The following is a 24,588-nucleotide window of genomic DNA, read 5'->3' as shown; positions in this document are numbered from 1 at the left end:
GGGGCGACGATCGCGTCGGATTTCCGGTGGGCGTCTCGTCGCCGGTGAACCTTGAAATCGTAGCCGAAACGGGTGGGCCGCCCGCTTCCCGTTCTAAGGCGTGGGAAGGGGGCGGCCCGGGTGCTGCCTACGAGGGGTTACGGGCGCCAGTTCTCCAGCACGCCGTCGTACACCTCGACGTCCGTCAGCTCGCGCGGGGCCGGGCCCGCGTGGAAGAAGGCCGTGTTCCCGGTCTTCAGCTTGCGCAGGTAGTCGAAGGCCTTGTTGTCGTGCTCGCCGAAGGCGACGAACGAGAAGAAGACGCCCGGGTGGTCCTTCGCCGCGTCCGTGAGGGACTGGGTGGCGGGGGTCTTGGCGTCCGGGGCGCCGTCCGTCTGGAAGATCACCAGGGCGGGGGTGCCGGCGGCCGACCGCTGGTGGTGGGAGACGACCTCCTCGACGGCCGCGTGGTAGCTCGTACGGCCCATGCGGCCGAGGCCGGCGTGCAGGTCGTCGATCTTGTTCTCGTGCTCGGGGAGGGTGAGCGTGCCGGTGCCGTCCAGCTCCGTGGAGAAGAAGACGACGTGGACGGTCGCCTCCGGGTCCAGGTGGGCGGCGAGGGCGAGGGCCTGCTCGCCGAGGGCCTGGGCGGAGCCGTCCTTGTAGTAGGCGCGCATGGACGACGAGCGGTCCAGGACCAGGTAGACCTTGGCGTGGGTGCCGGTGAGGTTCCGCTTCTCCAGCGCGGAACCGGCTTCCTGGTACGCCGTCAGCAGGGCCGGGGCCTCGGCCTTGACCCGGCTCGCCCGGGCCTCGGGGGCCGCCGCCTCGGCTTCGGCCTCCGGCTCGGGTTCGGTTGCCGCCTCGGCTTCGCCTTCGGCGGGGTCGTTCCCACCCGCACCGCCCGTGCCGGCTTCTTCATCGACGGGGGTCGCCTGCGGGGCCTCGTCGCCGTCGGCGCCTGCGGGCACGTCCGCCGGAGCGGCCTCCACGACAGCCTCGGGCTCGGCCTCGGGTTCCGTGACGGGGGCGGCCTCGGCGACCGGCTCCGCCTCGGGGGCGGCCTCGGGCTCCGGTTCGGTTTCCGCCTCGGCGACGGACTCGGGCTCGGCCACGGACTGAACCTCGGCCTCGACCTCGGCGACCGGCTCGGCCTCCGGCTCGACCTCGGCCGGGGCTTCGGCGGGCGCCTTGACCTGGACCTCGGCTTCGGCAACCGGCTCGGCGGCGGCCTCGGCCTCCGGCTCGGCTTCCGGCTCGGCGGCCGCTTCTGGCTCGGCCTCGGCGGCGGGCTCGGCCTCCGGCTCAGCGGCCGCTTCCGGCTCCGGCTCGGCGACCGGGTCTGCGTCGGCCGCGGCCTCGGCTTCCGGCTCCGGCTCGGTGACCGGCTCGGCCTCGGCGGCGGCCTCAGGCTCGGTGACCGGCTCAACCTCGGCCACGGCCTCGGCGACCGGCTCGGCCTCGGCGGCCGGCTCGGCCTCGGCGGCCAGCTCCGGCTCGGGGGTCGGGGTGGTGGGCTGGGGCGGGGTTTCGCTGGTGGGGTCCGACGGAGTCGTCTGCTTGGGGACCGTCACGTTGTCGAAGGCCGCCGACACCAGCTCGTCGGCCACGGAGGGCTCGGGCTCGGACGCGGGGGCCGGAATGGTGGTGGAGGCCTGCCCGGCCTCGGGGGAAAGCGTCGGCTCCTCGGCGGGAGCCGGGACCGTCGCGGTCGACGTGGCCTCTCGCGAGGTCTCCGCGTCAGCGTCACGACCCTTGCGTGAGCGGCCGAACGCATTCCGCAGGAGAGTGAGAATGCCCATGTGCGCAACCCTTCGCGTGAGTTGATCCCGTCAATCCCTGGCCAGGACGGACACGTAAGGTTAGCGGCCATAGATGGTGATCTTCGGCAGGGGCGGCGCTCCGGACAACCGTCGCGTCAACCCCCCTACAGCGCCCACGGGTTCACTTTCCTACCATGGTGATTTGTCGGAATTTCGAATTCCGTCCGTTCCGCGCGTGGAGTCGGGACGATGGCCGAATAGTCGGTGGCGAAACCCTCCCTGTCAATGCGGAGACGCGATCGCCCTCGCCGCCGCGACCTCCTGCCGCACCGGTTCGAGCACGCTGCCCTCGGGCCCGGTGAGCTCGGTGCGGACCGCGAACAGCACGTCCGTCTCGCGCAGCCCCTCGGACAGCTCCCGCAGCTGGCGCGCGATGGTGGCGATCTCGGCGGCGGACGGCTCGTCCGCGCCCTGCCTGACCCTGACCCGGGCGGCGGTCGTCGCGTCCACGATCCGTTCGACGGCCACGACGAGCGGCATCCAGGCCGCGGCCCGGCGCCCGTTCGGCGGCGGCTCGGTCAGCGCGCGCTGGAACTCCGTACGGATGGAGGACAGGTCGCGGTACAGCCGGCGCCTGCTCCGGGCGCGGGCCGGGGGATCGGCGGCGTCCCCGAAGGCCAGCTCGACATAGCCGGCGGTGTCGGACACCGCCCGTGCGAGCCGGTCGCCGACCCGGGCGTGCCAGCTCTCCGGCCAGAGGAGGTACCCGGCCACCAGCGCGATGGCGCAGCCGATCAGGGAGTCGACGAGCCGCGGGACGATGAGCCCGGTGCCCTGGTGGTTGAGGTTGTCGGACAGCAGCAGGATCACCGGGGTGATGGCGGCGGTCTGGTAGCCGTAGCCGCGCGGGGTCAGGGCCGGGATGAGCGCGCCGAGCACCATCAGCGCGGGCACGTCCCACCAGCCGCGCGGCACCACCGTGAACACGGCCGCCGCGATCACGAGTCCCGCGACCGTGCCGAGCGCGCGCAGCAGGGCCCGGGAGAAGACGGAACCGTAGTCGGGCTTCATGACGAAGGTGATGGTCAGGGCGACCCAGTACGAGCGCGGCACCTCGACGGTCGAGACGAGCACCTGGCCGAGGCCGATGCACAGGGCGAGCCGGGTGCCGTAGCGCCAGGAGGCCGCCGACAGCAGCGCGTTGCGGGCGGCGCGCAGGGCGCGGACGCGCAGCCCGGCGGGCCGGCCGAGCCGGTCGTCGAGGACGCGCGGGTCGGGGGACCGGTCGGTCACGACCCGGGCGGCGTGCCGCAGGGCGTGGTCGACGGCGCGCGCGGTCTCGTCGGCCGGTTCGGGCAGCCGCAGTTCGAGGGGGTCGGTGCCGCCGGTCTCGACGGTGTCGGCGAGCAGGTGCACGGCGGCGGGGATCGCGGCGGGCAGGGGCGTGCCCCGCTGGTGGGCGGCGGGGGCGGCCTCGACGACGGGGGTGAGGGCGTTCAGCTGGGCGAGCAGCCGGACGAGGTCGGGGCTGCGTCCGTGGTGGAAGGCGCGCCGGGCGAGGACGAGGTCGTAGGACTCGTTGAGGGACCGGGTGACGGCGAGGCGCAGACGCTCGTAGTCGTCGGTGCCGCCGGCGGCGAGGAGGGCCGCGACCGTGCGGTAGGTGCCCGCGACGGAGGAGCGTTCCGGCACCCCCGAGCGCAGCGGCCAGGCGAGGAGGGTCAGCGCGAGGACGAGCAGTCCGCCGCCGGCCATCAGCAGCGGGGCGAGCCACCAGGCGCCGGGGAGCGGAAGTCCGGCGCCGATCACGCAGTTGAGGAGCAGCAGCAGTCCGGTGACGGAGGCGACGGCGCCGATCGACGAGATCATCCCGGAGACGAGGGCGACCAGGGTCACCGTGGCGACGGCGGTCCAGCCGTGCCCGTAGACCGCGGCGCCGATCGTGACGCCGACCGCGCCGAAGAGCTGCGGGACGGCGATGTTGAAGATCCGCATGCGGTACGCGTCGGCGGTGTCGCCGATGACCCCGGACAGGGCGCCCATGGAGGCGAGGGCGCCGTAAGCGGGCTGTCCGCAGGCGAGACCGACGGCGAGGGGGAGCGACAGGGCGACGCCGGCTCGGGCGGCGGCGGCCCGGTTGACGGGGACCCGCTCCGGCCGGAGGTTCCTGACCAGCCAGTCGGGAGGGGTGAGGCCGATGGGGAACTCGCGGGACATGTCCCAAGTATGACGGTTCGCCTGGGGCGTCCCGAGGTTCGCCCAAGGGGTCAGGCGCCCACGTGGGTCGGGGGTTCCGCGGGCGTCGGCCGGGGTGCCTCGACGGGCCGGCGCCTGCGGGCGTACGCGCCGGCCAGCAGGGAGGTCAGGGCCACCGCCAGCCCCAGGGCCAAGAGCAGCCAGCTGACGAACCGCAGGGTCTCGGTGAGGGCGTCGTACACCGCGCCCGCGGCCGTCCGGGACACGTCGGGCGGCAGGTCGGCGAGGGTGAGCCTGCGGCCGACGGTGATCGCGACGCCCAGCAGCACGGCGCCCAGGGCGGTGCCGAGGCCCGTCGCGAGGACCGCCCGGCGGCGGCGCACGGCGATGACGATGCCGGTCGCCGCGAAGACGACCGACGCCGACGGGAGCCAGAATCCGGCGACTTCGAGCACGTGGAACCCCTTCCGGAGCCGGGCCAGGTCCTCCGCCTCGAGCACGGTGATCTCGGCGTGCTCGACCGGGATCCGGTCGGCCAGCGGCATGTGGTCGTCGGCGAGCCGGCGTTTGACCCGCTCGGTGAGGGGCGCGAGATCGACGGTCACCGCACCCTCGCGGTCCTCGCGCAGCGCCCGCATCACGGCGTCGTGCGCGGCCAGGTTGGCGGCCTCCCACGCCGTCCGGTAGGCCTCGGTCTCGGTGAACGAGCGCACGGCGTCCCGTACGAAGTGGTTCACCGGCCCCTGGAGCCTCGGCCGGACGTGGACCTCGCGCAGGATGTCGTCGGTGACGCCGGCCGCGATGGCGTCGCGGACGTCGTCGTCGGCGGCGAGCGGCGCCATCGTGGCCTCGTACCGTTCGGAGTCGCCGAGGCCGTACGTCGCCCACGCCGACAGCGCGCCGAGCGGCGCGAGGACGCAGGCGAGCGCGATCAGCACGGCCGACAGGGCGCTCCGGACACGAGGGGACACCTCTTCAGGCAAGGGCTCCCGGGCCCCTTGCGCGACCCGGCCGCCTGCAAACGGGTGCATGGGACAAGCCGTACGGGGAATCGCCGCGCCGGTCCCGTACGGCCCAGCGGCCCCAAGGGTTCCGGCCGTTCGGGTGGAGGCCTCACTCGTTCGGGTGTTTCCTTGATCTGGGGAGAAGGAGGCCGATATGCGCACCACCCCAGCCCTGCGGACTTTCGCCGGGGCCCTGCTCAGCGGCGGTGTACTGACCGCCCTGGCCGCCGGACCCGCCCTGGCCGCGACCGAGTCGGCGCACACCGGCGACGGCTCCGGCAGCCCCGTCTGGGGCACCGTCATCTCCCGCGGGGAGATGAACCTGCGGCTCCAGCCCAGCACGGACTCGCCCGTCGTCGGCGCGCTCTCACCGGGCAGCCAGGACCGCGTCCAGTGCGCGGTGAACGGGCAGAGCGTGCTCGGCACCGCCGTCTGGTACTGGCTCGTCGGCGCCCACGCCTGGGCCAGTTCCGCCTTCGTCGACACCGGCGGCCGCTCGGTGCCGAGTTGCTCGGACCCGTGCCCCGACCAGAAGGACGGGACGTGGCACAACGCGCACTGGGACAACGGCCGCAGCCCGCGCAACGACCCCGGCTGGAGCGTGAGCGCCTCCGGCTCCTGGACCTTCACCGTCACCAGCGCCTGGAGCTGGACCGTGTCCGGCTCCTCCTCGAACTCCTGGGACTGGGTCCCAGGTGGCAGGTGAGTGAGGGAACGCATGAGGCCCCGGCGTCCGCCGGGGCCTCATGCATCGTGGTCAGGTCGTCTTTCCCTCCGCGTCCTCGTGCGTGTAGTAGCGGTAGAAGGCCACCGCGTACACGCCGACCGCCACCGGCAGCGACATGAACACGGACCGCAGAATGGTCGCGTCGGTCTGGCTGTACAGGAAGCCGAACGCGCAGCCCGCGAACACGGCCCACACCAGGGCGTGCATCTCGCGGCGCATCAGCGGGGCCACCGTACGGGCGGCCATGTAGGCCACCGCGAACGCGATCGCGCACACGAAGCCGAACAGCACGTTCCAGCCCGTGATGGCGCCGGCGTCCCGGTTGATGGCGGCGGCCCAGTAGCCGTAGACGAGTCCGCCGGCGACGGGGACGCCCCATTTCGCGAGCGTATGGGTCTGTTCCCCGAAGACGTCGGTCGATCCTGATGTACGTGGTGTCCCTGACACGGGTGCGGCGTGAGCCATGGAAGGACTCCTTTCTGCTCGCCCCCGCCTTCCAGGTCACACCTCGCCGCAGCCCCTGGCAACTCGGGACGGGAACCCCCGCGGCACCCCCTCCACGGGCCCGCGCGGCACCCCGTACGGGCCTCCTCCGGGCGCCGCGCCGGGATGCGGTGATCATGGTCGCGTGCTTCGCTGAGGTGCATGAAGCTCGTACTCTTCGGTGCCACCGGCATGGTCGGCAGCCGTATCGCCACGGAGGCGTCGGCGCGCGGACACCAGGTCGTCGCGGTCAGCCGCTCCGGGCAGTCCCCGGTCCCCGGGGTCGCCGCGACCGCGGCGGACGCCTCCGACCCGGCGAAGGTCGCCGAGCTGGTGGCCGGCGCGGACGCGGTGGGGTCGGCGTGCGTCCCGCCCCGCGACGGCTCGGACCCCAGCGAACCCTTCCTCGCCCTCAACCACGCCCTGGTGGAGGGCGTCCGCGAGGCCGGGGTGAACCGGCTCGTGATCGTCGGCGGCGCGGGCACCCTGGAGGTCGCGCCCGGCGAGGCCGCGTGCGACCAGCCGGACTTCCCCGCGGCCTATCTCCCCGAGGCGCTCGCCCACCGCGACGCCCTCGCCTATCTGCGCAGCGAGGTCGACGACCTCGACTGGACGTACATCTCCCCCGCGGCCGAGATCGGCCCGGGCGAACGCACCGGCGAGTTCCGGATCGGCGGCGACCGCATGCTCACCGACGCGGGCGGCCAGAGCCGGATCAGCGCCGAGGACTACGCGATGGCCTTCGTCGACCAGCTGGAGATGCCCGTCCACCCGCACGGCCGGATGTCCGTCGCCTACTGAGAGCGGGAAACGGAGGGCGGTACGGCGAGGTGGCCGACCCGAGGTCCGTACGCGAACGTCTTCGGCGAGCCCTCCGGCCGCGCGCCGGGCTGCCGGAGGCCCTCCAGCGGTCGCAGCCGCTGAAGGTGCGCGGGCACAGCGTCGCCTGGCTGCCCCCGCTGCTGCTGCTCGTCGGCATCGTGCTGCTCGACGTCAACACCTCGGGCCGGTTCCGGATCATCTCCTGGCTCGTGCTCGTACCGGTCATCGCCGCGGCGATCTGCGGAGTGCTGGGTACGGTCGCCTTCGCCGCGCTGGCGCTGCTCACCTACGGCTCCGTGGACACGAAGTGGCCGCACCAGTACCAGAACGGCCTGCCCGACTTCGTCCTCGTCGTGGTCGGCAGCGCCCTCGCGGCCCTCGCCTGCTCCGTCCGGCTGCGCGCCGAGCGGCGCATGCTGCACATGCGGGACATCGCCGAGACGACCCGGCGTACCGTGCTGCGCCCGATGCCCCCGGGCTGGGGCGGCCTCGACCACGCGGCCGTGTACCTCGCCGCCGACAGCGAGGCCAGGGTCGGCGGCGACTTCTACGACATCCAGCCCGGCCGGCACGGCACCCGGCTGCTGCTCGGTGACGTCCAGGGCAAGGGACTCGCGGCGGTCGAGGCGGCGGCCGCGCTGCTCGGCACGTTCCGCGAGGCCGGGTACCACGAGCCGGAGCTCGGCACCGTCGCCGCCCGGCTCGAGGTCAGGATGCTGCGGCACAACCGCTACCGGGTGGCGCTCGGCCGCGACGACGGCGACCGGTTCGCGACCGGCGTCCTCGTCGCGTTCCCCGAGGACACGCCGACGACGGTCGAGGTCGTCAACTTCGGCCACGAACCTCCCCTCGTCATCGCCCCCGACGGAGTGCGCAGCCTGGATCCGGGGCACGGACTCCCGCTCGGCATGGTGGAGCTGGTGTCCACCCCGCCACCGGTGCTGCGCGTCGCGCTGGCTCCGGGCGAGACGCTGCTCCTGGTCACGGACGGGGTGACCGAGGCCCGCGACGCGTCCGGCGCCTTCTACCCGCTGCGCGACGCCGTCACGAGGGCGCTGGCGCGGGACCCGCGCGCCGCCGACCCGTACCGGCTCGTGCGCCTCGTGCGCGACGGCACACTGGACCACTGCGGCGGCAAACTCGCCGACGACACCACGATCTTCGCCGTACGGCGTCCGGTGGCCGGCGTCCGGCGGACGTAGCCGGGGTGCCGGAGGCCGGCCCCCGGGTCCCGGGCCCGGCGGGCCGTTCGTCTCTTCGCGTCCCCTCTTTGCATGCGCAGCCGTTACGGTGCTGGGGTGTCCGATCGATGGGGGAGGCAACCTGTGCCCGGAACCGTGCTGCTCCTCGCGGCCTCACCGGTGGGCAGGGGGTGTCTGGTGGACGCGGCCTCCGTGCTCCCCGTGCTCGCGGCCGTCGCCCCGCCGGTGCTGTCGGGCACCGGCACGGCGAACGTCGTCGAACTGGCCGACCCGCTGGAGCCGCAGGCCGTGCTGACCCGGCTGCGGGCGGCGGCGACCGCCCCCGGCCCGCTGACCATGTTCGTGACGGGACAGCTCCAACTGGACCGCCGCCAGCGGCTTCCGCACCTCGCGCTGGCCCGCACCACCCCGGCGACGGTCCGTTACACCGCCTTCCCCTGGCGCTGGTTCGCCGACGAGCTCCGGCTGCGGCCACCGGGCTCGACGACCGTCTTCGTCGACCTGCACGCGGACCCCGACGCCTGGGAGTTCCTCGCCGGGCGCCCGCTCACCGCGGGTCCCACGGCCGAGCTGTACGGCCGCGTCGCCCCGCCGCCGTCCCGTCGCACGGTGGGCAGGCCGACGTACATGCGGGCGGTCGCCACCCTGCTGCGCAGCGGCCACCGGCCTCCCCTCGGCCGGCTCCACGAGCAGGCCCTGGCCAGGCTGTCGGGCGAGGAGGCCGACCGGCCGGGAGCGGCGGATCTCGTGCTCGCGCCGGGACGCTCGTGGGCCGGACAACCCTGGCCCCCGGCACCGGAGTTCACGACGGTCACGGCCCCGCCGCGCACGCCCGCGGCCCCGCCGTTCCCCCCGGCCCCGCCCGCCGCCGCGCACGTCCCGGCCCCGTCCGCCGTGGTGCCGGTCCAGGCGGTGCCGGTCCCGGCGGTGACGGTTCCGGCGCCCGCCCGGGCGGAGCGGCCCGGTGGCCCACCGGCCGCCGACCCGCACGAGGAGATCACCGCGGCCGTCCGCGACGGACGTCACGAGGACGCCCTCGCGCTGGCGGCACGCCGGGAGCGGGAGGCGCTGCGGACGTACGGGCAGGGGGCCGAGCAGGTGCTGCACTGGATGGAGGTGCGCGCCGACCTGGCGATGCTGGCCGGGGACGCCGAGCGCAGCTGCCGTGGCTGGCTGGCGCTCGCGGCGACCCGGCTGGACGCGGGGCAGGCGCCGGGCGCGCCGGAGGTCGAGTCGGCCGTGGACCGCGCCCACCACCAGTGGGGCCGGATCGGCGATCCGGAGCGGGCCCGTGAACTCGGTTCGGAACTGGCCCGGTTGAGACAGCACGTGCCCGGACGCCGGGAGGGCGCGCTGGACCATGTGCGGCGCCAGCTGAGGCAGTTGCAGACCCAGCCCTGATCCGGCCGCCCGCCGGTGCCGGTGCCCGCGTGCCCGGTCCCGGAGGGTGTCAGTCGCCGGGGGACAGCGAGGCCAGCGCCGCCGACACCAGGGTCCGTACGCCCGGCGCGACCGTGGACAGGTCGGGGGCGAAGTGCGGACTGTGGTTGCTGGGGACGGCGGCGAGCCTGGTCATGAGGTCGTCGCCGCCCGGGGCCGCGTTCCAGACGTCGGCCGGGGTGCTGGTCACGAACCAGTAGGAGTACGGGATCCGGCCGGCCGCGAGCCGGGGGAAGTCCTCGCTGCCCATGGCCGGACCGGGGTCGAGGACCGTCCCGGCGCCGAAGACCTCGCCGTGCACGGCGGCGATCCGGCGGTCGGTGGCGGCGTCGTTGACGGTCACCGGGAAGTCGCTGCCGACGGTCACCGTGGGCTCGGCGGGGCATCCGGCGGCCGCGCACTCGCCGGCCGCGACCCGCCGCACGGCGGCGATCATCCGCTCCCGCACGTCCGGCGACTGCGTCCGCAGGTTCAGGGCGATGCGCGCCTCGGACGGGATGATGTTGTGCCGGGTGCCGGCCTCGATCCGTCCCACCGTCAGCACGGCGGAGTCCCGGGCTGCGACCTCCCGGCTGACGACCGTCTGGAGCCGCGTCACGATGTACGCGGCGGTGACCACCGGGTCGACGGTCGCCTCGGGCCGCGAACCGTGCCCGCCCCGCCCGTGCACGACGATGTCGAGGTCGGTCGAGGCGGACATGATCAGACCCGGGGAGTGCGCGTACAGCCCGGCGGGGCCGGGCGCCGCGTGCTGGGCGAGCAGGACGTCGGCCCGCGGGAAGCGCTCGTGGAGGCCGTCGGCGACCATGAGGGCCGCGCCCTCGCCGGTCTCCTCGGCCGGCTGCCCGACCAGCACCAGGGTGCCGGACCAGGTGTCCCGTCCGGCGGCGAGCGCCTCGGCCGCGCCGGCGAGCCAGGTGACGTGCAGATCGTGGCCGCAGGCGTGCATGACCCCTTCGGCCGCCGAGGCGTACGGCAGCCCGGTCTCCTCGGCGACGGGCAGCGCGTCCATGTCGGCGCGCAGCATCACGGTGGGCCCGTCCCCGTTCCGCAGGACGCCGACGACACCCGTGCCGCCCACGCCCTCGGTCGTCTCGTACCCGGCCTTGCGCAGCCGCTCCGCGAGGACCACGGCCGTGCGGTGTTCGCGCAGGGACAGTTCGGGATGCCGGTGCAGGTCCCGGTAGAGGTCCTCCAGGGCGGGGACCGGGAGGTCGGCGGTGAGGTCCAGCGCGGTGCGTGCGGCGGCAGAGGTCACGGGGTCACTGTAGGCGCCGTGATTCCCGCGTACGAGGGGTTCGCCGCGGCCGTACGACGCCGGTGCGCCGGTTGCCTGCTCGCGTGAGGTCCCCGGTGTCCTAGGGTGCGCTCGTGTACGCGGAGGGCGGGGCGGCGGGGGCCTGTTCGGCGGCTCTGGCCGGGCCGATGTTCGCCGCCGTGACCAGCGCGGCCACCGCGGCGAGGGCGGCGAGAAACCCTCGGGAGTAGCGCGCGGAAATACGTCGGAGCACGGCGACCTCGCAACAACAGCGGCGTATTAAGCATGCTTAATCCGGCGCTTAACGTAGAGGCTCCCGGGCTCGCCCCGCAAGAGGGCCCGCTCGGCCGGACCGTGACCGCAAGCCGGACCGGCGCGACTCGGCTTGATGGCATGCTTGACCCATGGCGGAGCGGGACGACCCTGAGATCATCGGGCGCAGGGTGCAACAGCTGCGCACAGAACGAGGTTTGACGCAGCGACAGCTCGCGGAACCCGTGTACACACCGGCGTACATCTCCACGCTGGAGGCCGGCCGGGTCCGGGCGTCCGAGCCCGCGCTGCGGCACATAGCCGGCCGGCTCGGAGTCGCCTACGAGGAACTGGCGACCGGGCGCCCCGCCCATCTCGCCACCGATCTGCGGCTGCGGCTCACCGACGCCCAGCGCACGCTCTCCACCGGAGAGGCCGAGGTCGCCGCGGGGGCCTACACCGCCCTGCTCGCGGAGGCGGAGGGTCACGGGCTGGTCGCCGAACAGGCGGCGGCCCTCCTCGGACTCGGCGAGTGCGCCCTGGACACCGGGGACCTGGAGACGGCGCGGCAGCGCTTCGAGGAGTCGGAGCAACGGCTGGGGGACGCGCCGCTGCCGCAGCGGGTGCCCGCCGTGCGCGGCCGGGCGGTCTCCCACTATCTCGCCGGTGAACTCCGCTACTCCTGCTACCTGTTCGAGTCCACCCTCGACGAACTCAACCGGACGGGACTGCACGATCCCGAGGCGCTGCTCCTCCTCTACACGGGGGTCATCGCGCCCTACATGGACATGGGCGCGCACGCCCGGGCCGCGCAGGCCGCCGAGTTCGCGCTCGCCCTCGCGCCGCAGGTCCAGGATCCGGCCCTGGTGGCGCGGATGCACCGGTCGGTGGCCCGGACGATGATCGCGGAGGGCCGTATCGCCGAGGCCGACGTCTCCCTGGCCAAGGCGGCCGAGCTCTACCGGCAGCTCCAGATCCGCACCGAGCTCGCCAACTGCCACTGGATGCGCGGTTACCTGTACGCCCAGAACGGCGAACTGGAGCGTGCGGAGAGCGAGTTGCGGGAGGCGCAGGCCATGCTCTCCGCCAAGCGGGCCGCGCTCTACACCAGCCAGGTCGCGGTGGAGCTGGCCGATGTGCTGCACCGGCGGGGCAGGTCGGAGGAGGCGGACGAGCTGCTGCGGCAGGTGCTCGGCGACCTCAACTCCGAGCGGGGGGCCATCCACGCGGCCGCCGCGCACCGGCTGCTCGGGATCATCGCGGAGGACACCCGGGACACCGAGGCGGCCGAGGAGCACTATGTGCGGGCGATGAGCCTGCTGGAGCGGGCGGGCGCGGCGGGCGACCTGGCGGACCTGTGCCGGCTGCTGGGCGACCTGCTGCGGCGCACCGGCCGGGTCGAAGCGGCCCTGGACGCCTACCGCACGGGCCTCGGCCATCGCACCGCCCCGGGCACGACGACCCTCGGTCCGGCCCCGGCCCAGCCACCCCTCTGAGACGGCTCAGAGGCCCCTGAGCCCTCTCAGGGGCTCGTGCCCGTCCCGGACCCCTGGCCGGCCGGGCCTCCGGAGACCGTCGACGGGGACGAGGGGCCCGACGGGAACCTGAGCTCGACCACCGAGCCCAGCGCGAGCCGCTCGTACAACTGCTTGGCGTCGGCCGCGTCCAGGCCGATCCAGCCGTGGTCCGGGTCGGAGAAGCTCTCGCCGCCGGAACCCAGGGCCCCGACGTAGTCCGTCGTGCCGTCGGGTGCGGTGAGTTCGACCACCCAGGTCGCCTTGAAGGAGTAGCCGCCGCCGAGACCGACCGTCGTGGAGGAGACCTTCCTGCTGGCCTCCTTCGAGCTGACCGTCGTCCGGACCGTCGGCGCGGATCCGGGCAGGTTGTCGTAGTGGAGCGTCAGCCGTCGACCGGCGACGGCGATCACCCGCCGGCCCAGGTCGATCGTGGCGTCCGGCGGCGCAACCGGCGGGCTCGCGCTGACGGTGGGGCTCGTGGCCGGCGGCTGCACGTGCTTCGAGGTGCCGCCCAGGTTCGTCACGGCGACGAGGGCGAGCACGCCCGCCACGGAGGCGCCGGCCGTGGCCCAGGCCGCCCGGCGCCGGCGTCGGCGGCCCTTCGCGCGGTCGCGGATCTCGGCTCCGGACAGCGCCGGGGGGCGTTCGCCCTCGGTCGCCAGATCGCGCAGCGCGGAGGTGAGTTCATCGGACACGGTCGCCCTCCCTCTCCCCCTCGCCCGGCGCGCGCACGGGGCCGGACGGGCGCGCGGAACCGGCCAGGTCCGCCGGATCCTCCGAGAGCACCCGCGCCAGCGCCGCCCGGCCCCGTGACAAGCGGGCCTTGACCGTGCCGACGGGGGCACCGGTTTCGGAGGCTACCTGCTCGACACTCAAGTCGCACAGATGGTGCAGAACGATCGCCATCCGCTGTGCCTCGGGCAGGGTGCGCAGCGCGGCCACGAGCGCCGTGTGCTCCGGCCCGGGGCCCGGGGTGTGGTCGGCCGGCGGTGTGCGCCGCACCAGTTCCAGCCAACGGCGGGCCCGGCGCCAGCGGCTCACCGCGAGCCGGGTCGCCACGGTCCGTATCCACGCCTCGGGAGCGCCGTCGGCGAGGAACTCCGCGCGCCGGTCCCAGGCGCGGACGAACGCCTCCTGCACGACGTCCTGCGCCTCGCCGTGATCCCCCGTGAACGCGTAGAGCTGGCCGGTCAGCCGGGGGAACGCGGTCGCGTAGAACGCGTCGAACTCTTCCTCGGTCATGCCCCCCGCCCGGATGTCCGCGATTTCTCCGGCCGTGTGCAACCCGGCCGCCCCCGCCGCGCGTACAGGCCCCGTACGTCGCCCATCGGAACACACCACGGGGGGATCGCCATGACCACGGTGACGGTGTCCGAACGGGCCCATGAGGAAAGGCGGTTGATGGTCGGCGCTGGCGCCGAGGGGTCCCGGGGGCGGGGCCGGGACCGTAACCCCGCCGAGGGGCGGCGCGTCGGCTTCCGGCCCCGTACGCACCGGGAGCCCGGAGCGGCGGTCACCGTCCGGGCCGGAGCCGGAATCACAAGGCATTTCACGGTGGGCCGCTCCCTCGTCGCCACGGTGGATGTCCGTACACCCTTCATGACGCTCGAAACGGCCGGATCGTCGCGCCCCGTCCCGGTCGTCGCGGGCGCGCCGGACGAGGCGACCGTCCCCGGCGGCGAGCGCCCCCGCCCGAAACATCTCCCCGCACCATCCGAACACCGGCACTTTCACAAGGAGTTGTAGGAATCATGACAGGTATGAAGAGGTATGCGGCGGGCGCTGTGGTCGCCGTCGCGCTGATCACGGCGCCCACGTCCGCGTACGGCGCCCCGTCCCACCGGGCGGCGTCCGCGTCCGCCGGTCCGGCCGCGGTCACCGCCCTCGCGGCGCACGCTCCCGCGCGCCCGGCGGCGCGCACCGCCCCCACGGCCCGGATCGTCGCGCCGGGCGAGCACGTCGCGGAGCCCGGCGGCGCCGAGTTCTGGCTGACGCCCGAGGGCAAGCACTGGACGACGCCCGACGACCCGGAGCCGCAGTTCAGGAGCGTGGTCGACGGGAACATCGACCTCGGCACGCCCGGTGTCTCGGCGCAGAGCGAGGGCACGGCGGCGGGGCACTGGACGCTCTCCGGCCTGTACTGGGGCGGCAAGGGCACCGCCTCGCGGGTCACGGTGCGGACCACCGCCGGGACCCTGCACGCCAAGCTCCTGGAACTCGCGGGCGACCCCGGCTGGGGCGTCTGGTACGTCAGCACCGACGTGGCCCCCGGCCAGGACTTCTCCCTCCGGCACGTCGTCGTCCGCGACACCGTGGGCCGGGTCTACTCCCGGCTCGACCTGAGCTGATCCCGGGTCCGCGAGAGCCGGACGGTTCCGTCCGGGTGTCCGGCTCCCACGGCCCGGCACGTCGTCCGTCCCGGCATCACCCGGCTCTCGCGGTCCGGCATCCCGTCCGTCCCGGGCGTCCGGCTCCCGCGCCCGGCAGGCGGGCCGTTCGCCTGGGAGCGGTCCGCCCGCCGATGCCTTCCGCGGGGCGGCCCGGCGAGTGACGCGCGGGCGCACGCCCCCCGGTGGTGCCCGGGTCCGGGCGGGCCTCGGAGCCCGGTCGGGCCCGCCCGCGACCCGCCGCGGCACCCCGTACGGCCCCTTGTCCGGTCCGCGACAGGCTCGCCCGGCGGACGGCCCAGCGCACCGGAAAGATCGCGGAGCCGGCACCCCGACGGCTGACCTCGGGGAACGCCCGGCAGGGCGGGCGGGGAGCGGACGGGCGGGTGCGCGACCGGCGTGATCGGTAGTCCTCGGGGTGGCCGAGTCGGAGCGGGATCGAGACCATCAAGCCCTACCGCCCGCCGGAATAGGGCCCATACTGGATTCACGATGAGTAAATCCTCCGCGCCCCGGCGCCACCTGCCCACCAGCCCCTTCGCTGCACCCGTAGTCCCCGTGGCCAAGGAGTTCAGCCTCGGAGACCGCGTCTCCCACGACCAGTACGGCCTGGGCACGATCGTCGGCGTCGAAGAGGGCATCGCGATGCTCGTCGACTTCGGCGCCCGCCAGGTCCGCGTCCTGAGCCCCTACACCCGGATGGACCGGCTCTGAACCGCACCCACTGACACCTCCGGCCCGCGGCAGCCTCCCCCCGGCTGTCCGGGCCGAGGTGTGTCCGGAGACACCTCCGGACCGCGGCCCGGGGCGGTGGTCCTCAGCCCTGTGTCGGAGCGGGCGACTTCCCGGCCAGGACGTCCGTGAGCCGGTTCGTGCCCGCCTGCACCGCCTGCTCGGTCGACTGGTGCTCGGCGCCGGAGAGGCCGCCGTTGGTGAGGGACAGGGCGCTGTCGCCGACCCGCACCGCCGCGAAGTCGAGCGTCAGCGTGTCCGGGTCGCCCTCCAGCTCACCGGTCATCGTCACCCGGAGGCCCTGACGGGCGTCCCCCACGTCGGGCAGATGCGTCGAGATCACCTGGACCGTCTGCCGGTCGCCCCTGCCGTTGACGGCCGTGAACTGGTCGCAGACGTCCGGCAGCGTCGCCAGCCACTTCAGCTGGGTGTCCAGGGAGCTCTTCCCGTACGAGGCGACCTGGTAGCGCATCTGGGCGTCGTCGGCGTTGTTGTCGAAGCCGGTGACGGCGCCGGGAGCCAGCGGCTTGCCCAGCAGGTTCTCCGAGTACAGGCCGTCCAGCAGCTTCTGGCACTGCTGGGCGTTCCCCTTGTCCGTGACGAACGCCGACGCGTCGACCTTGCTCTTGAGCAGCGTGTCGCGCCAGGCCGCCACGCCCTTCGACTCCTCCCACTGGGAGCTCAGGTCGGAGTTGGTGATCAGCGCCGACTGCGCCTCGGTCCTGGTCAGCACGCGCGGGGAGGCGGAGGGCGAGGCCGAGGCGGCGGCGGGCTCCTCGGCCACGGGAGAGGCCGGGACGGTGGAGGCGGGGGACGCGGAGGAGTCCGTACGGCCGGAGCCGCCGTCGCCCCCGCCGTTCGAGCAGGCGGCCGTCGAGAGCAGCATCCCCGCGGTCAGGGCGGAGGCGAGGAGACAGGACGGACGGATCATGCGAGGGCCTCCCGAGGACGGTCCCGAGGTCGGGCTGTGTCCCTCCACGCCACCACCGGCCGGGGCCCCTCACCAGCGCACCGGTCCGTCCGGGTGAGTCCCGGGCGTGGCGCCGGACCGGCCGCCGCCGTCTCGATCCGGTCCGGCGCCGGCCGGGATCTGCCAGAGTGGAAGGTGATGCATGCGCCCCAGGGAAGCACCATGAGCCCCACCGACCGGTTCGAAGACGACGACTACCCCGCCTACACGATGGGACGGGCGGCCGAGCTGATCGGCGCCACCCCCGCCTTCCTGCGGGCCGTCGGCGAGGCCGGGCTGGTCACGCCGCTGCGCTCGGAGGGCGGCCACCGCCGATACTCCCGCAACCAGCTCAGGATCGTGGCCCGTGCCCGGGACCTCGTCGACCAGGGCACTCCCGTCGAGGCCGCCTGCAGAATCGTCACGCTGGAGGACTGCCTCGACGAGGCCCTGCGGATCAACGCGGAGCTGCGCGGCTCGGCACCCCAGGACGCCTGAGCGGGCCGCCAGGGGTCCTCGGGGAGGGGTTTCCGGTCGTCCCCGAATATCTGCACCGGCCGATACAGAATTTGCTGCACGGGCCCGCGAGATTTTGATATTCCCCGCGCCGGGGTGAGATAGTGCGCCCGCTTCGGGACGGCTGACGTGCTACTGTCGATTTCAGTTGCAGTTGTGGTTCCCAAAGATTTTCCGGTGCATTCCGGTTGGGGCTTCATTGCGGCAGCGCGGGTTCACGAGGTGTGGATCTGCGAGCTTAGCCCCGAAGGAGATTTGACATGGCTACTGGCACCGTGAAGTGGTTCAACGCGGAAAAGGGCTTCGGCTTCATCGAGCAGGACGGCGGCGGCGCCGACGTCTTCGCCCACTACTCGAACATCGCCACCTCTGGCTTCCGTGAGCTTCAGGAAGGCCAGAAGGTGACCTTCGACGTCACGCAGGGCCAGAAGGGCCCGCAGGCGGAGAACATCGTCCCCGCCTAGTCCGGGACACCGGATGGCCGGCGTTCGCACCGCGAGGTGCGAGCGCCGGCCATCTGCATTTACGGTCATGGAAATTGCGATGAATTTTCGGTGCCCGTTCCCCTTTTCGGCGGCGCTAAACCAGGTCAGGCGGGACCGGTTACCGCCAGGACCGCGCGCACGGTCTTGCCGCCGAAGCCGGTACTGACGATCTCCAGACTGTGGGCCAGCTGCTGGACCATGGCGAGACCCCGGCCGCTTTCCGATTCCGCGTCGAGCACGCCGATCCGCGGCCTTCCGGGGCTGTCGTCGTGGACCTCGACGGTCACGCGCCCGTGCCCCAGCTGGAGCCGCAGCCGGCAGCCGCTGCGGCCGTACCGCACGGCGTTGGCGACGAGCTCGGAGGCGATCAGGGTGGCGTCGTCCACCTGGTCCGCGGTCGGCGGCGCGAGCCGGGGCCGGGGCCGGGTCAGGAACGCCGTCGTCAGCTTGCGGGCCCTGCCCGCCGAGACGGCCGTACGCGGCAGTGTGTACTCCACGCGGGCGGTCGGCCGGACGGTGCGCTGGTGCGCACGCATGACTGACACCTCTCTTCCCCCTCCCAGGACGACAGGCCCCCGCCGACGGCTCCGTCCCTGTCGGCCGGGACCCCGCGCGAAACGGTGCGCGGCCGGTCCTGCCCTCGGGTGATGCCCCTCCCGGGCGATCCGCAACCAGGGACGTGCGTCACAAAGCTGCCACGGACACGTCAGGGCGCCCCGGGGCCGCGTTCAGCGCCCGGAGTCCAGCAGCCGGAAGTCGTCGTAGTCGAAGCCGGGCGCCACCACGCAGCTGACCAGAACCTCCTCGTCACCGGCCGGCCTGGCGGACTGCCAGACCCCGCCCGGGACGAGGACCTGCGGGCGCTCCCCGGCCTCGATCCGGGGGCCGAGCCTGACCACCTGCGGGGTGGACTGGGGGCCGGACCCGGCGCCGCCGAGCAGGAGGTCGAGGGGGCCGCCGCGGTGCCACAGCCAGAGTTCGTCCGAGCGGACGGTGTGCCAGGCCGAGGTGTCACCGGGCGCGAGGAGGAAGTAGATGGCGGAGGCGGCGGCGCGTGGGCCCGGATAGCCGTCGGGCACGAACGCCTGCGGCGCCGTCCAGGTCTCGGTGAACCAGCCGCCCTCCGGGTGGGGTCGCATGTCCAGGGCGGCGGCCAGGGCCGGGATCCCGGCGTCAGGAGTAGTCACCCCCTGCCTCTATCACGCGGCCGAAAGGGGGATCAACCAACTCCCGGTGGACACGCCCGGATCTCTGGTCCCCGCAGGGCCGACGCCGTCGCCGTGTACGAGGAGCGCGGCTCCGGGATCACCGGCACGCACCCGGTGTCGCGGGAGGAGGCCACCGGCCGGGTGGGCGAGTTCGACCGCGTGACGGTCCGCGCGGCGCCGGTCCCCGCGAGGGGCTAGGCCGGATACGCGTGGGTCTGGGCCGCCTTCACCGTGGCCCAGACCGTCGAGCCCGGATGCAGGCCGAGTTCCGCCGCGGCGACCGTCGTCAGGTCGGCGGCGAGCGGGAGTTCACCGGTGAGGGCCGCGCGGATCTGGTCGCCGTGCGTCTCCAGTCCCGCGACCCCGCACCGCCACAGGTTGCGGGCGCTGGAGCCGGTGGGCCGGTCGCGGTGCAGCGTCACGGCGCTCGGCGGGAACGCCACGAACACGGGCCCGTCGAGCCGCTCGGTCGTGGTGATCTCCGGGCCCGCCTCCAGCCGTACGGTGTGGCCCTCGGCCTCGCCGCGGTAGAGGTTGAGCCCGACGAGCTGGGCGATGTAGTCGGTGCGGGGCCTGCGGGCGATGTCCGAGGGGCCGCCCTCCTGGACCACCCGGCCGTCCTCGACCACCACGAGCCGGTCGGCGAGGACCATCGCGTCCAGCGGATCGTGCGTCACGAGGACGGCGACGGCCTCGAAGTCGTCCAGGTGGTGCCGGAGTTGGGCCCGCACGTCCAGGCGGGTACGGGCGTCGAGCGCGGCGAGCGGCTCGTCGAGGAGCAGCAGCCGGGGACGGGTGGCGAGGGCGCGGGCGACGGCGACCCGCTGCGCCTGCCCGCCGGAGAGCCGGCGCGGCCTGGTCCCCGCGAACTCGGCGAGGCCCATGCGCTCCAGCCACGCGGCCGCCTGCGTCCTGGCCTCCGCCTTGGACACGCCCCGGCAGCGCGGTCCGAAGGCCACGTTGTCGAGCGCGGACAGATGCGGGAAGAGCAGGTAGTCCTGGAAGACGACGCCGACGGGCCGGGACTCGGGCGGCGTACGGTCCAGCGCTACGCCGTCCAGCCGCAGCCGGCCGCCCTCGGACAGCGGGGTGAGTCCGGCCAGCGCGCGCAGCGCCGTCGTCTTTCCGGCGCCGTTCGGGCCGAGCAGGGCCACGACCTCGCCGGGGGCGGCGCTCAGTTCGACGTCGAGGAGGAACGAGCCGCGCCGGACGACGAGACGGGCGTCCAGGCCCTGGCCGGAGGGTTCGACGGTTCCCGGCGGGTTCGTCGTGGTCATGAGGCCGCCGTCATCCAGCGGTCCCGCAGTCCGGCGAGCACCGCGACCGAGACCAGGAGCAGGACGAGGCTCAGGGCGATCGCCGCGTCGGGGTCGCTCTGGAGGGCCAGATAGACGGCGAGCGGCATGGTCTGGGTGCGGCCCGGGAAGTTGCCCGCGAACGTGATGGTCGCGCCGAACTCGCCGAGGGCGCGGGCCCAGGCCAGGACGGAGCCGGCGGCGATGCCGGGTGCGATGAGGGGCAGGGTGATCCGGCGGAACGCGGTGAATCGGGAGGCGCCGAGGGTCATGGCGGCCTCCTCGTAGCGCGGGTCGGCGGCCCGCAGGGTGCCCTCCACGCTGATCACCAGGAAGGGCATCGCCACGAAGGCCTCGGCCACGACCACCCCGGCCGTGGTGAAGGGCAGCGTGATCCCGAACCAGCTGTCGAGCAGTCTGCCCACGACACCGTTGCGGCCGAGGGCCAGCAGCAGCGCGACACCGCCGACCACCGGGGGCAGGACCAGGGGCAGGGTGACCAGGGCCCGAACGAGTCCGCGCCCGGGGAAGTCCGTACGCGCCAGCAGCCAGGCGAGCGGCACCCCGAGCACCAGGCTCACGGCGGTGGCCGCGGTCGCCGAGAGCAGGGACAGCCGCAGCGCCTGCCAGACCCCTGGTTTGGTGAGCTGCTCCGGCATGCTGTGCCAGGGCGCCCGGACGAGCAGGGCGACCAGCGGGAGGAGCAGGAACGCGAGCCCGACGAGGGCCGGGAGCAGCAGGGCGAGCGGTGCCCCGCCCCGCGTCCCGCCCCGTGTCCGGCCGCGCCCGGGCCGCGGCCCACCCACGAGGGTGTCGGCCGGGGCACCGGACTTGTCGGGCGAGGTCACGCGATCACTCACGGCTTCGGGAGGCGGGCTCGGGGCACCCGGTACGGCGGGGTCAGGACGTGGGCTTCAGGAACCCGGCCTCCGTGAGGACCTTCTGGCCCTCGGCGGACCGCACCAGCTCGATGAACGCCTTGGCCGCGGCCGCGTTCGGCGCGTCCTTGAGCAGGGCGATCGGGTAGTCGTTGATGGCGTCGGCGGACTCGGGGAACTCCACGCCCTCCACCTTGTCACCCCCGGCCTTCACATCGGTCTTGTACACGACCGCCGCGTCGGCCTCCTTCAGCTCCACCTTGGTCAGGGCGCTCTTGACGTCCTGCTCGTACGAGACGGGGGTGAGCTTCAGCTTGCTCGCGTCCAGCGCCTTCTGCGCGGCGGCGCCGCAGGGCACGGTCTTGTCGCACAGGACGACCTTGAGGCCGGACTTGGTGAGGTCCTTCAGGGAGGCGACCTTGTGCGGGTTGCCGGGCAGGGTGGCGATCTCCAGCTGGTTGCGCACGAAGGTCGCGGGCGTGCCCGTAGCGTCGCCCTTGTCGGTGACGATGGCCATCGTCTTCGGGCTGGCCGCGGCGAAGACGTCGGCCGGGGCGCCGCCCGTGATGCTCGCGGCGAGGCTGTCGCTGCCGCCGAAGCTGAAGGTGACCTTGGTGCCCGGGTGCGCCTTCTCGAACTCCTGGCCGAGGGCCGTGAAGCTCTCCTTCAGCGAGGCGGCGGCGAACACGGTGACCGTGCCGGACAGCTTCGACGAGGACGACCCGGACGGCTTCTTCGCGTCCGAGGAGCCGGAGCCGCCGTCGGAGGAGGAGCAGGCGCTCAGGGCCAGCAGCGCGGCGGCGCCGACGCCGGCCGCCTGAAGGGTCCGGGTGGTGCGGCGGGTCCGGCGCGCGGGTCGGGTCGTCACGGATCTACTCCCTCGAAGACTCTGAGGCTCGCTGAAGCCTCCGTCGTGATCCTCAGTCCTGGGCTCACGTTCTGCAATGGCCCGATCATACTTCCGCATATGCAAGCTGTACGTCTCCTGTCGTATCGCATGAGCTGTGCCCAGCGGCTTCGGATGTACGCATGTGCGTTTGCCTCGTGCCGCCCCCGGGGTACGGTCCACCGGGAGGTGCTGTCCCGTGAGCCAGTCCCTGACGCAGCCGACACCGCCGGCTCCCCCGCTCGCCGAACTCGCGCTGACCGGTGACCTCGCCCGGCCCGCCCTGCTGACCGTGCCCGACCTGCTCGCCTGGCCCCAGCACCGGGTGCGGGTCGCCTTCGAGTGCGCCACCAGCGGGGTGCGGCACCACGGTTTCGAGGGCCCGCTGCTGCACGACGTGCTGCGGGACGCCGGGCCCCGCTTCGACCCGGGCCGGCGCAAGGACCGGCTGCGCTTCCTCATCGCGGTGGCGGGCGCGGACGGTCATCACGCGCTGCTCACCTGGGCCGAGATCGACCCCGACTTCGCGGACGCCCCGGTGCTGCTGGCGGTGGGCATCGACGGCACTCCGCTGGACCGGGCCGGACCGCAGCTGGTCCTGCCGCAGGACCGGTGCGGGGCCCGGCACATCAGCGGCATCAACACCATCAGGGTGGACGGCTGTTACCCGTCCTGGCCGGACACGATCCCCGGCTGAGCGCCCGCGGCCCGCGGCCGGTCAGGCGCGGTCGATGTGCACGTTGGTGGACTTGACCTTGGCCGTGGCCTCCACCCCGACCTCCAGGCCCAGTTCCTCGACGGCCTCCCGGGTCAGCAGGGAGACCAGCCGGTGGGGTCCCGCCTGGATCTCCACCTGGGCCGCGACATCACCGAGCTTGACGGCGGTGACGATGCCGGGGAAGGAGTTGCGGACCGAGGTGTACGAGGTGGCGCCCTCCTCGCCCCCGGCTCCGGCCAGTTCCACGGAGAACGCGGCCAGGTCGCGCCCCTCGATGAGGCGCCGTCCGCTGTCGTCCCGGTGCGTGGCCACCCGCCCGGCGTCCGCCCAGCGGCGGGCGGTGTCGGGGCTCACGCCGAGGAGCCGCGCGGCCTGGCCGATCGTGTAGGACTGCATGGGCGCGACGATAGGCAGGCGCCTCACCCCCCTGCAAGCCGAACCCCGGGCGCGGCGCGAGCCGTTGTGAACAGGGCGGAAGGTCCCGTGTCCGCGGTCCGGCCGGTACGGGGACGTGGGGCCGGGGGATTCGTTCAGCGGCCGCGTTGTCTCGCGTCCGCGTAGGAGCGGAGGAACAGCGCCTCGACGTGGGCCATGTGCTCGATCTCGTCCGGGTCGACGCTCTCGTTCGGGGCGTGGATGAGGCACTTGGGTTCCTCGACGCCCATGAGGATGATCTCGGCGCGGGGGTAGGTCTCGGCGAGTACGTTGCACAGCGGGATGGAGCCGCCCTGGCCGAGGAAGGCCATGGGTCTGCCGTAGACCTCGTTCATCGCGCGGCCGAGTGCCGCGTAGGCGGGGCCGTCGGTGGCCGCCTTGAACGGGGCCCCGGAGCTCTCGTCCTCGACGCGCACCCGTACGCCCCAGGGCGCGGCCTCGGTGAGGTGCCGGGTGAGGGCGGCGCGGGCGGTCGCGGGGGCCGTGCCGGGCGGGATCCGCAGGCTGACCCGGGCCCGCGCGGTGGGCGGTACGGCGGCGGCGGAGCCGACCACCGGGGGGCAGTCGATGCCGAGGACGGTGACGGCGGGGCGGGCCCACAGCCGGTCGGCGACCGTGCCGGTCCCGGTGAGCCGGACGCCGTCGAGCACTCCGGCGTCGGCGCGGAACTGCTCCTCGTCGTAGCCGGCGCCCTCCCAGGTGCCCTCGCAGTCGAGTCCCTCGACACGGGTGGCGCCGGTGGCCGGGTCGCGCAGGGTGGAGAGCAGCTGGATCAGGGCGGCGAGCGCGTCCGGGGCGGGGCCGCCGAACATGCCCGAGTGGATCTCCCCGGCCAGGGTGTCGACGGTGACGACGACGTTGGCCAGGCCGCGCAGGGTGACGGTGGCGGTGCCCGTGCCGACCTCGGCGTTCCCGGTGTCGCACACCAGGAGGGCGTCCGCGAGGAACTGCTCCGGGTGCTCGGCGACATAGCTCTCCAGGCCGCCCGTGCCCTGCTCCTCCGAGCCCTCGGCGACGAACTTCAGGCCGACCGGGATGTCGTCGCCGAGCGCGCGCAGGGCGGTCAGGTGCATCACGATGTTGCCCTTGCAGTCCGCGGTGCCGCGCCCGTACCAGCGGCCGTCGCGTTCGGTGAGGGCGAAGGGCGGTGTGGTCCAGGCGTCGTCGTCGAGCGGCGGCTGGACGTCGTAGTGGCAGTACAGCAGAACGGTGGGGGCGCCGGGCGGCGGCGGGCGGTGGCCGATGACCGCGTGGCTCCCGTCGGGTGTCTCGGCGAGATGGACGTCGTGGAGTCCTGCCTCGGTGAAGGCGTCCGCCACCCACTGCGCGGCCCGCCGGCACTCCTCGGGCGGGTACTGGCGCGGGTCGGCGACGGAGGGGATGGCGACCAGTTCGGCCAGGTCCGTCCTGGCCCGGCCCATCAAGGCGGCGATCCTCCCGGCGAGTTCGGACATGG

At 74.0% G+C, this 24,588-nt stretch carries 27 protein-coding genes; 11 read left to right on the top strand and 16 right to left on the bottom strand.

Annotation, left to right across the window (positions count from 1 at the left end):
* Positions 1-137: 137 nt before the first annotated feature.
* The 3 genes from ACFWI4_RS23580 to ACFWI4_RS23570 form a co-directional block, all read right to left on the bottom strand.
* A complete protein-coding gene (locus ACFWI4_RS23580) occupies positions 138-1,781 on the bottom strand; it encodes a VWA domain-containing protein (RefSeq protein WP_387199452.1) in 1,644 nt (547 codons plus the stop codon).
* A gap of 243 nt (positions 1,782-2,024) precedes the next feature.
* Positions 2,025-3,959 (bottom strand): FUSC family protein, encoded by a 1,935-nt coding sequence (locus tag ACFWI4_RS23575; protein WP_387199449.1) that lies wholly within the window; start codon positions 3,957-3,959, stop codon positions 2,025-2,027.
* A gap of 50 nt (positions 3,960-4,009) precedes the next feature.
* The gene (locus tag ACFWI4_RS23570; protein WP_387199446.1) at positions 4,010-4,909 is read right to left on the bottom strand and encodes a hypothetical protein; all 900 of its coding nucleotides are present in this window, start codon (positions 4,907-4,909) and stop codon (positions 4,010-4,012) included.
* A gap of 187 nt (positions 4,910-5,096) precedes the next feature.
* On the opposite strand from ACFWI4_RS23570, the gene ACFWI4_RS23565 reads away from it, so the two are divergent.
* Positions 5,097-5,648, top strand: coding sequence for an SH3 domain-containing protein (locus ACFWI4_RS23565; protein WP_387199443.1), 552 nt, complete (start codon positions 5,097-5,099; stop codon positions 5,646-5,648).
* A 51-nt stretch (positions 5,649-5,699) separates the two neighbouring features.
* Here ACFWI4_RS23565 and ACFWI4_RS23560 read toward each other — a convergent pair whose 3' ends face one another.
* Positions 5,700-6,134 carry a hypothetical protein gene (locus ACFWI4_RS23560; protein WP_387199440.1) on the bottom strand — a complete coding sequence of 145 codons (435 nt, stop codon included), beginning with the start codon at positions 6,132-6,134 and terminating at the stop codon, positions 5,700-5,702.
* 180 nt (positions 6,135-6,314) lie between these two features.
* Between ACFWI4_RS23560 and ACFWI4_RS23555 the strand changes: the two genes are divergently transcribed.
* From ACFWI4_RS23555 to ACFWI4_RS23545, 3 genes are all read left to right on the top strand, one after another.
* Positions 6,315-6,953 (top strand): NAD(P)-dependent oxidoreductase, encoded by a 639-nt coding sequence (locus ACFWI4_RS23555; protein WP_385397383.1) that lies wholly within the window; start codon positions 6,315-6,317, stop codon positions 6,951-6,953.
* A 29-nt stretch (positions 6,954-6,982) separates the two neighbouring features.
* Entirely contained in the window at positions 6,983-8,176 is a 1,194-nt protein-coding gene (locus ACFWI4_RS23550; RefSeq protein WP_387199437.1) for a PP2C family protein-serine/threonine phosphatase, read from the top strand.
* Positions 8,177-8,299: 123 nt separating this feature from the next.
* Positions 8,300-9,577 (top strand): hypothetical protein, encoded by a 1,278-nt coding sequence (locus ACFWI4_RS23545; RefSeq protein WP_387199434.1) that lies wholly within the window; start codon positions 8,300-8,302, stop codon positions 9,575-9,577.
* Positions 9,578-9,626: 49 nt separating this feature from the next.
* Here ACFWI4_RS23545 and ACFWI4_RS23540 read toward each other — a convergent pair whose 3' ends face one another.
* Positions 9,627-10,874, bottom strand: coding sequence for an amidohydrolase (locus tag ACFWI4_RS23540; RefSeq protein ID WP_387199431.1), 1,248 nt, complete (start codon positions 10,872-10,874; stop codon positions 9,627-9,629).
* 100 nt (positions 10,875-10,974) lie between these two features.
* Complete coding sequence (locus ACFWI4_RS23535) at positions 10,975-11,127, bottom strand: hypothetical protein (protein ID WP_387199427.1); 153 nt, start codon at positions 11,125-11,127, stop codon at positions 10,975-10,977.
* 151 nt (positions 11,128-11,278) lie between these two features.
* On the opposite strand from ACFWI4_RS23535, the gene ACFWI4_RS23530 reads away from it, so the two are divergent.
* On the top strand, positions 11,279-12,622 hold the full coding sequence (locus ACFWI4_RS23530; protein WP_387199424.1) for a tetratricopeptide repeat protein: 1,344 nt from the start codon (positions 11,279-11,281) through the stop codon (positions 12,620-12,622).
* 26 nt (positions 12,623-12,648) lie between these two features.
* Here the strand turns inward: ACFWI4_RS23530 and ACFWI4_RS23525 are convergent, their stop codons facing one another.
* Together ACFWI4_RS23525 and ACFWI4_RS23520 are read right to left on the bottom strand one after the other, a co-directional pair.
* Positions 12,649-13,338: a hypothetical protein gene (locus ACFWI4_RS23525; protein WP_387199421.1), complete on the bottom strand. Its 690-nt coding sequence runs from the start codon at positions 13,336-13,338 to the stop codon at positions 12,649-12,651.
* Positions 13,328-13,885, bottom strand: coding sequence for a SigE family RNA polymerase sigma factor (locus ACFWI4_RS23520; protein WP_387199418.1), 558 nt, complete (start codon positions 13,883-13,885; stop codon positions 13,328-13,330). The genes ACFWI4_RS23525 and ACFWI4_RS23520 overlap by 11 nt, the downstream gene beginning before the upstream one ends.
* A gap of 509 nt (positions 13,886-14,394) precedes the next feature.
* Between ACFWI4_RS23520 and ACFWI4_RS23515 the strand changes: the two genes are divergently transcribed.
* A complete protein-coding gene (locus ACFWI4_RS23515; RefSeq protein WP_387199415.1) occupies positions 14,395-14,991 on the top strand; it encodes a hypothetical protein in 597 nt (198 codons plus the stop codon).
* 531 nt (positions 14,992-15,522) lie between these two features.
* Positions 15,523-15,744 (top strand): hypothetical protein, encoded by a 222-nt coding sequence (locus tag ACFWI4_RS23510; protein ID WP_037614735.1) that lies wholly within the window; start codon positions 15,523-15,525, stop codon positions 15,742-15,744.
* 103 nt (positions 15,745-15,847) lie between these two features.
* Here the strand turns inward: ACFWI4_RS23510 and ACFWI4_RS23505 are convergent, their stop codons facing one another.
* On the bottom strand, positions 15,848-16,693 hold the full coding sequence (locus tag ACFWI4_RS23505) for a hypothetical protein (protein WP_385397365.1): 846 nt from the start codon (positions 16,691-16,693) through the stop codon (positions 15,848-15,850).
* A gap of 201 nt (positions 16,694-16,894) precedes the next feature.
* Between ACFWI4_RS23505 and ACFWI4_RS23500 the strand changes: the two genes are divergently transcribed.
* Complete coding sequence (locus tag ACFWI4_RS23500) at positions 16,895-17,209, top strand: MerR family transcriptional regulator (protein ID WP_385397363.1); 315 nt, start codon at positions 16,895-16,897, stop codon at positions 17,207-17,209.
* Positions 17,210-17,487: 278 nt separating this feature from the next.
* Positions 17,488-17,691, top strand: coding sequence for a cold-shock protein (locus ACFWI4_RS23495; protein WP_020871138.1), 204 nt, complete (start codon positions 17,488-17,490; stop codon positions 17,689-17,691).
* Between the two features lie 125 nt (positions 17,692-17,816).
* On the opposite strand, the gene ACFWI4_RS23490 is transcribed toward ACFWI4_RS23495, so the two are convergent.
* Entirely contained in the window at positions 17,817-18,248 is a 432-nt protein-coding gene (locus ACFWI4_RS23490) for an ATP-binding protein (RefSeq protein WP_385397361.1), read from the bottom strand.
* A 192-nt stretch (positions 18,249-18,440) separates the two neighbouring features.
* Positions 18,441-18,899, bottom strand: a complete 459-nt coding sequence (locus tag ACFWI4_RS23485) for a cupin domain-containing protein (protein ID WP_385397359.1) — start codon at positions 18,897-18,899, stop codon at positions 18,441-18,443.
* A gap of 93 nt (positions 18,900-18,992) precedes the next feature.
* Between ACFWI4_RS23485 and ACFWI4_RS23480 the strand changes: the two genes are divergently transcribed.
* Positions 18,993-19,118 (top strand): hypothetical protein, encoded by a 126-nt coding sequence (locus tag ACFWI4_RS23480; protein WP_387199410.1) that lies wholly within the window; start codon positions 18,993-18,995, stop codon positions 19,116-19,118.
* On the opposite strand, the gene ACFWI4_RS23475 is transcribed toward ACFWI4_RS23480, so the two are convergent.
* From ACFWI4_RS23475 to modA, 3 genes are read right to left on the bottom strand one after another with little or no spacing between them, the layout of a single operon-like run.
* Entirely contained in the window at positions 19,115-20,197 is a 1,083-nt protein-coding gene (locus ACFWI4_RS23475; protein ID WP_387199407.1) for an ABC transporter ATP-binding protein, read from the bottom strand. The genes ACFWI4_RS23480 and ACFWI4_RS23475 overlap by 4 nt on opposite strands.
* On the bottom strand, positions 20,194-21,063 hold the full coding sequence (gene modB, locus ACFWI4_RS23470; protein WP_387199404.1) for a molybdate ABC transporter permease subunit: 870 nt from the start codon (positions 21,061-21,063) through the stop codon (positions 20,194-20,196). The genes ACFWI4_RS23475 and modB overlap by 4 nt, the downstream gene beginning before the upstream one ends.
* 52 nt (positions 21,064-21,115) lie before the next feature.
* Positions 21,116-21,961: a molybdate ABC transporter substrate-binding protein gene (gene modA / locus ACFWI4_RS23465; protein WP_387199401.1), complete on the bottom strand. Its 846-nt coding sequence runs from the start codon at positions 21,959-21,961 to the stop codon at positions 21,116-21,118.
* Between the two features lie 217 nt (positions 21,962-22,178).
* On the opposite strand from modA, the gene ACFWI4_RS23460 reads away from it, so the two are divergent.
* Positions 22,179-22,676 carry a molybdopterin-dependent oxidoreductase gene (locus ACFWI4_RS23460; protein WP_387199398.1) on the top strand — a complete coding sequence of 166 codons (498 nt, stop codon included), beginning with the start codon at positions 22,179-22,181 and terminating at the stop codon, positions 22,674-22,676.
* Positions 22,677-22,697: 21 nt separating this feature from the next.
* Here ACFWI4_RS23460 and ACFWI4_RS23455 read toward each other — a convergent pair whose 3' ends face one another.
* Both ACFWI4_RS23455 and ACFWI4_RS23450 read right to left on the bottom strand, forming a co-directional pair.
* Entirely contained in the window at positions 22,698-23,093 is a 396-nt protein-coding gene (locus ACFWI4_RS23455) for a molybdopterin-binding protein (protein WP_385397349.1), read from the bottom strand.
* A 134-nt stretch (positions 23,094-23,227) separates the two neighbouring features.
* Complete coding sequence (locus tag ACFWI4_RS23450) at positions 23,228-24,586, bottom strand: dipeptidase (RefSeq protein WP_387199506.1); 1,359 nt, start codon at positions 24,584-24,586, stop codon at positions 23,228-23,230.
* Positions 24,587-24,588: the final 2 nt, after the last annotated feature.

This window comes from Streptomyces sp. NPDC127038, from assembly GCF_042725875.1.
Classification (GTDB): Bacteria; Actinomycetota; Actinomycetes; order Streptomycetales; family Streptomycetaceae; genus Streptomyces.
The sequence above is the reverse complement of the archived record's forward strand: the minus strand, read 5'-3'. Positions and strand labels throughout refer to the sequence as shown.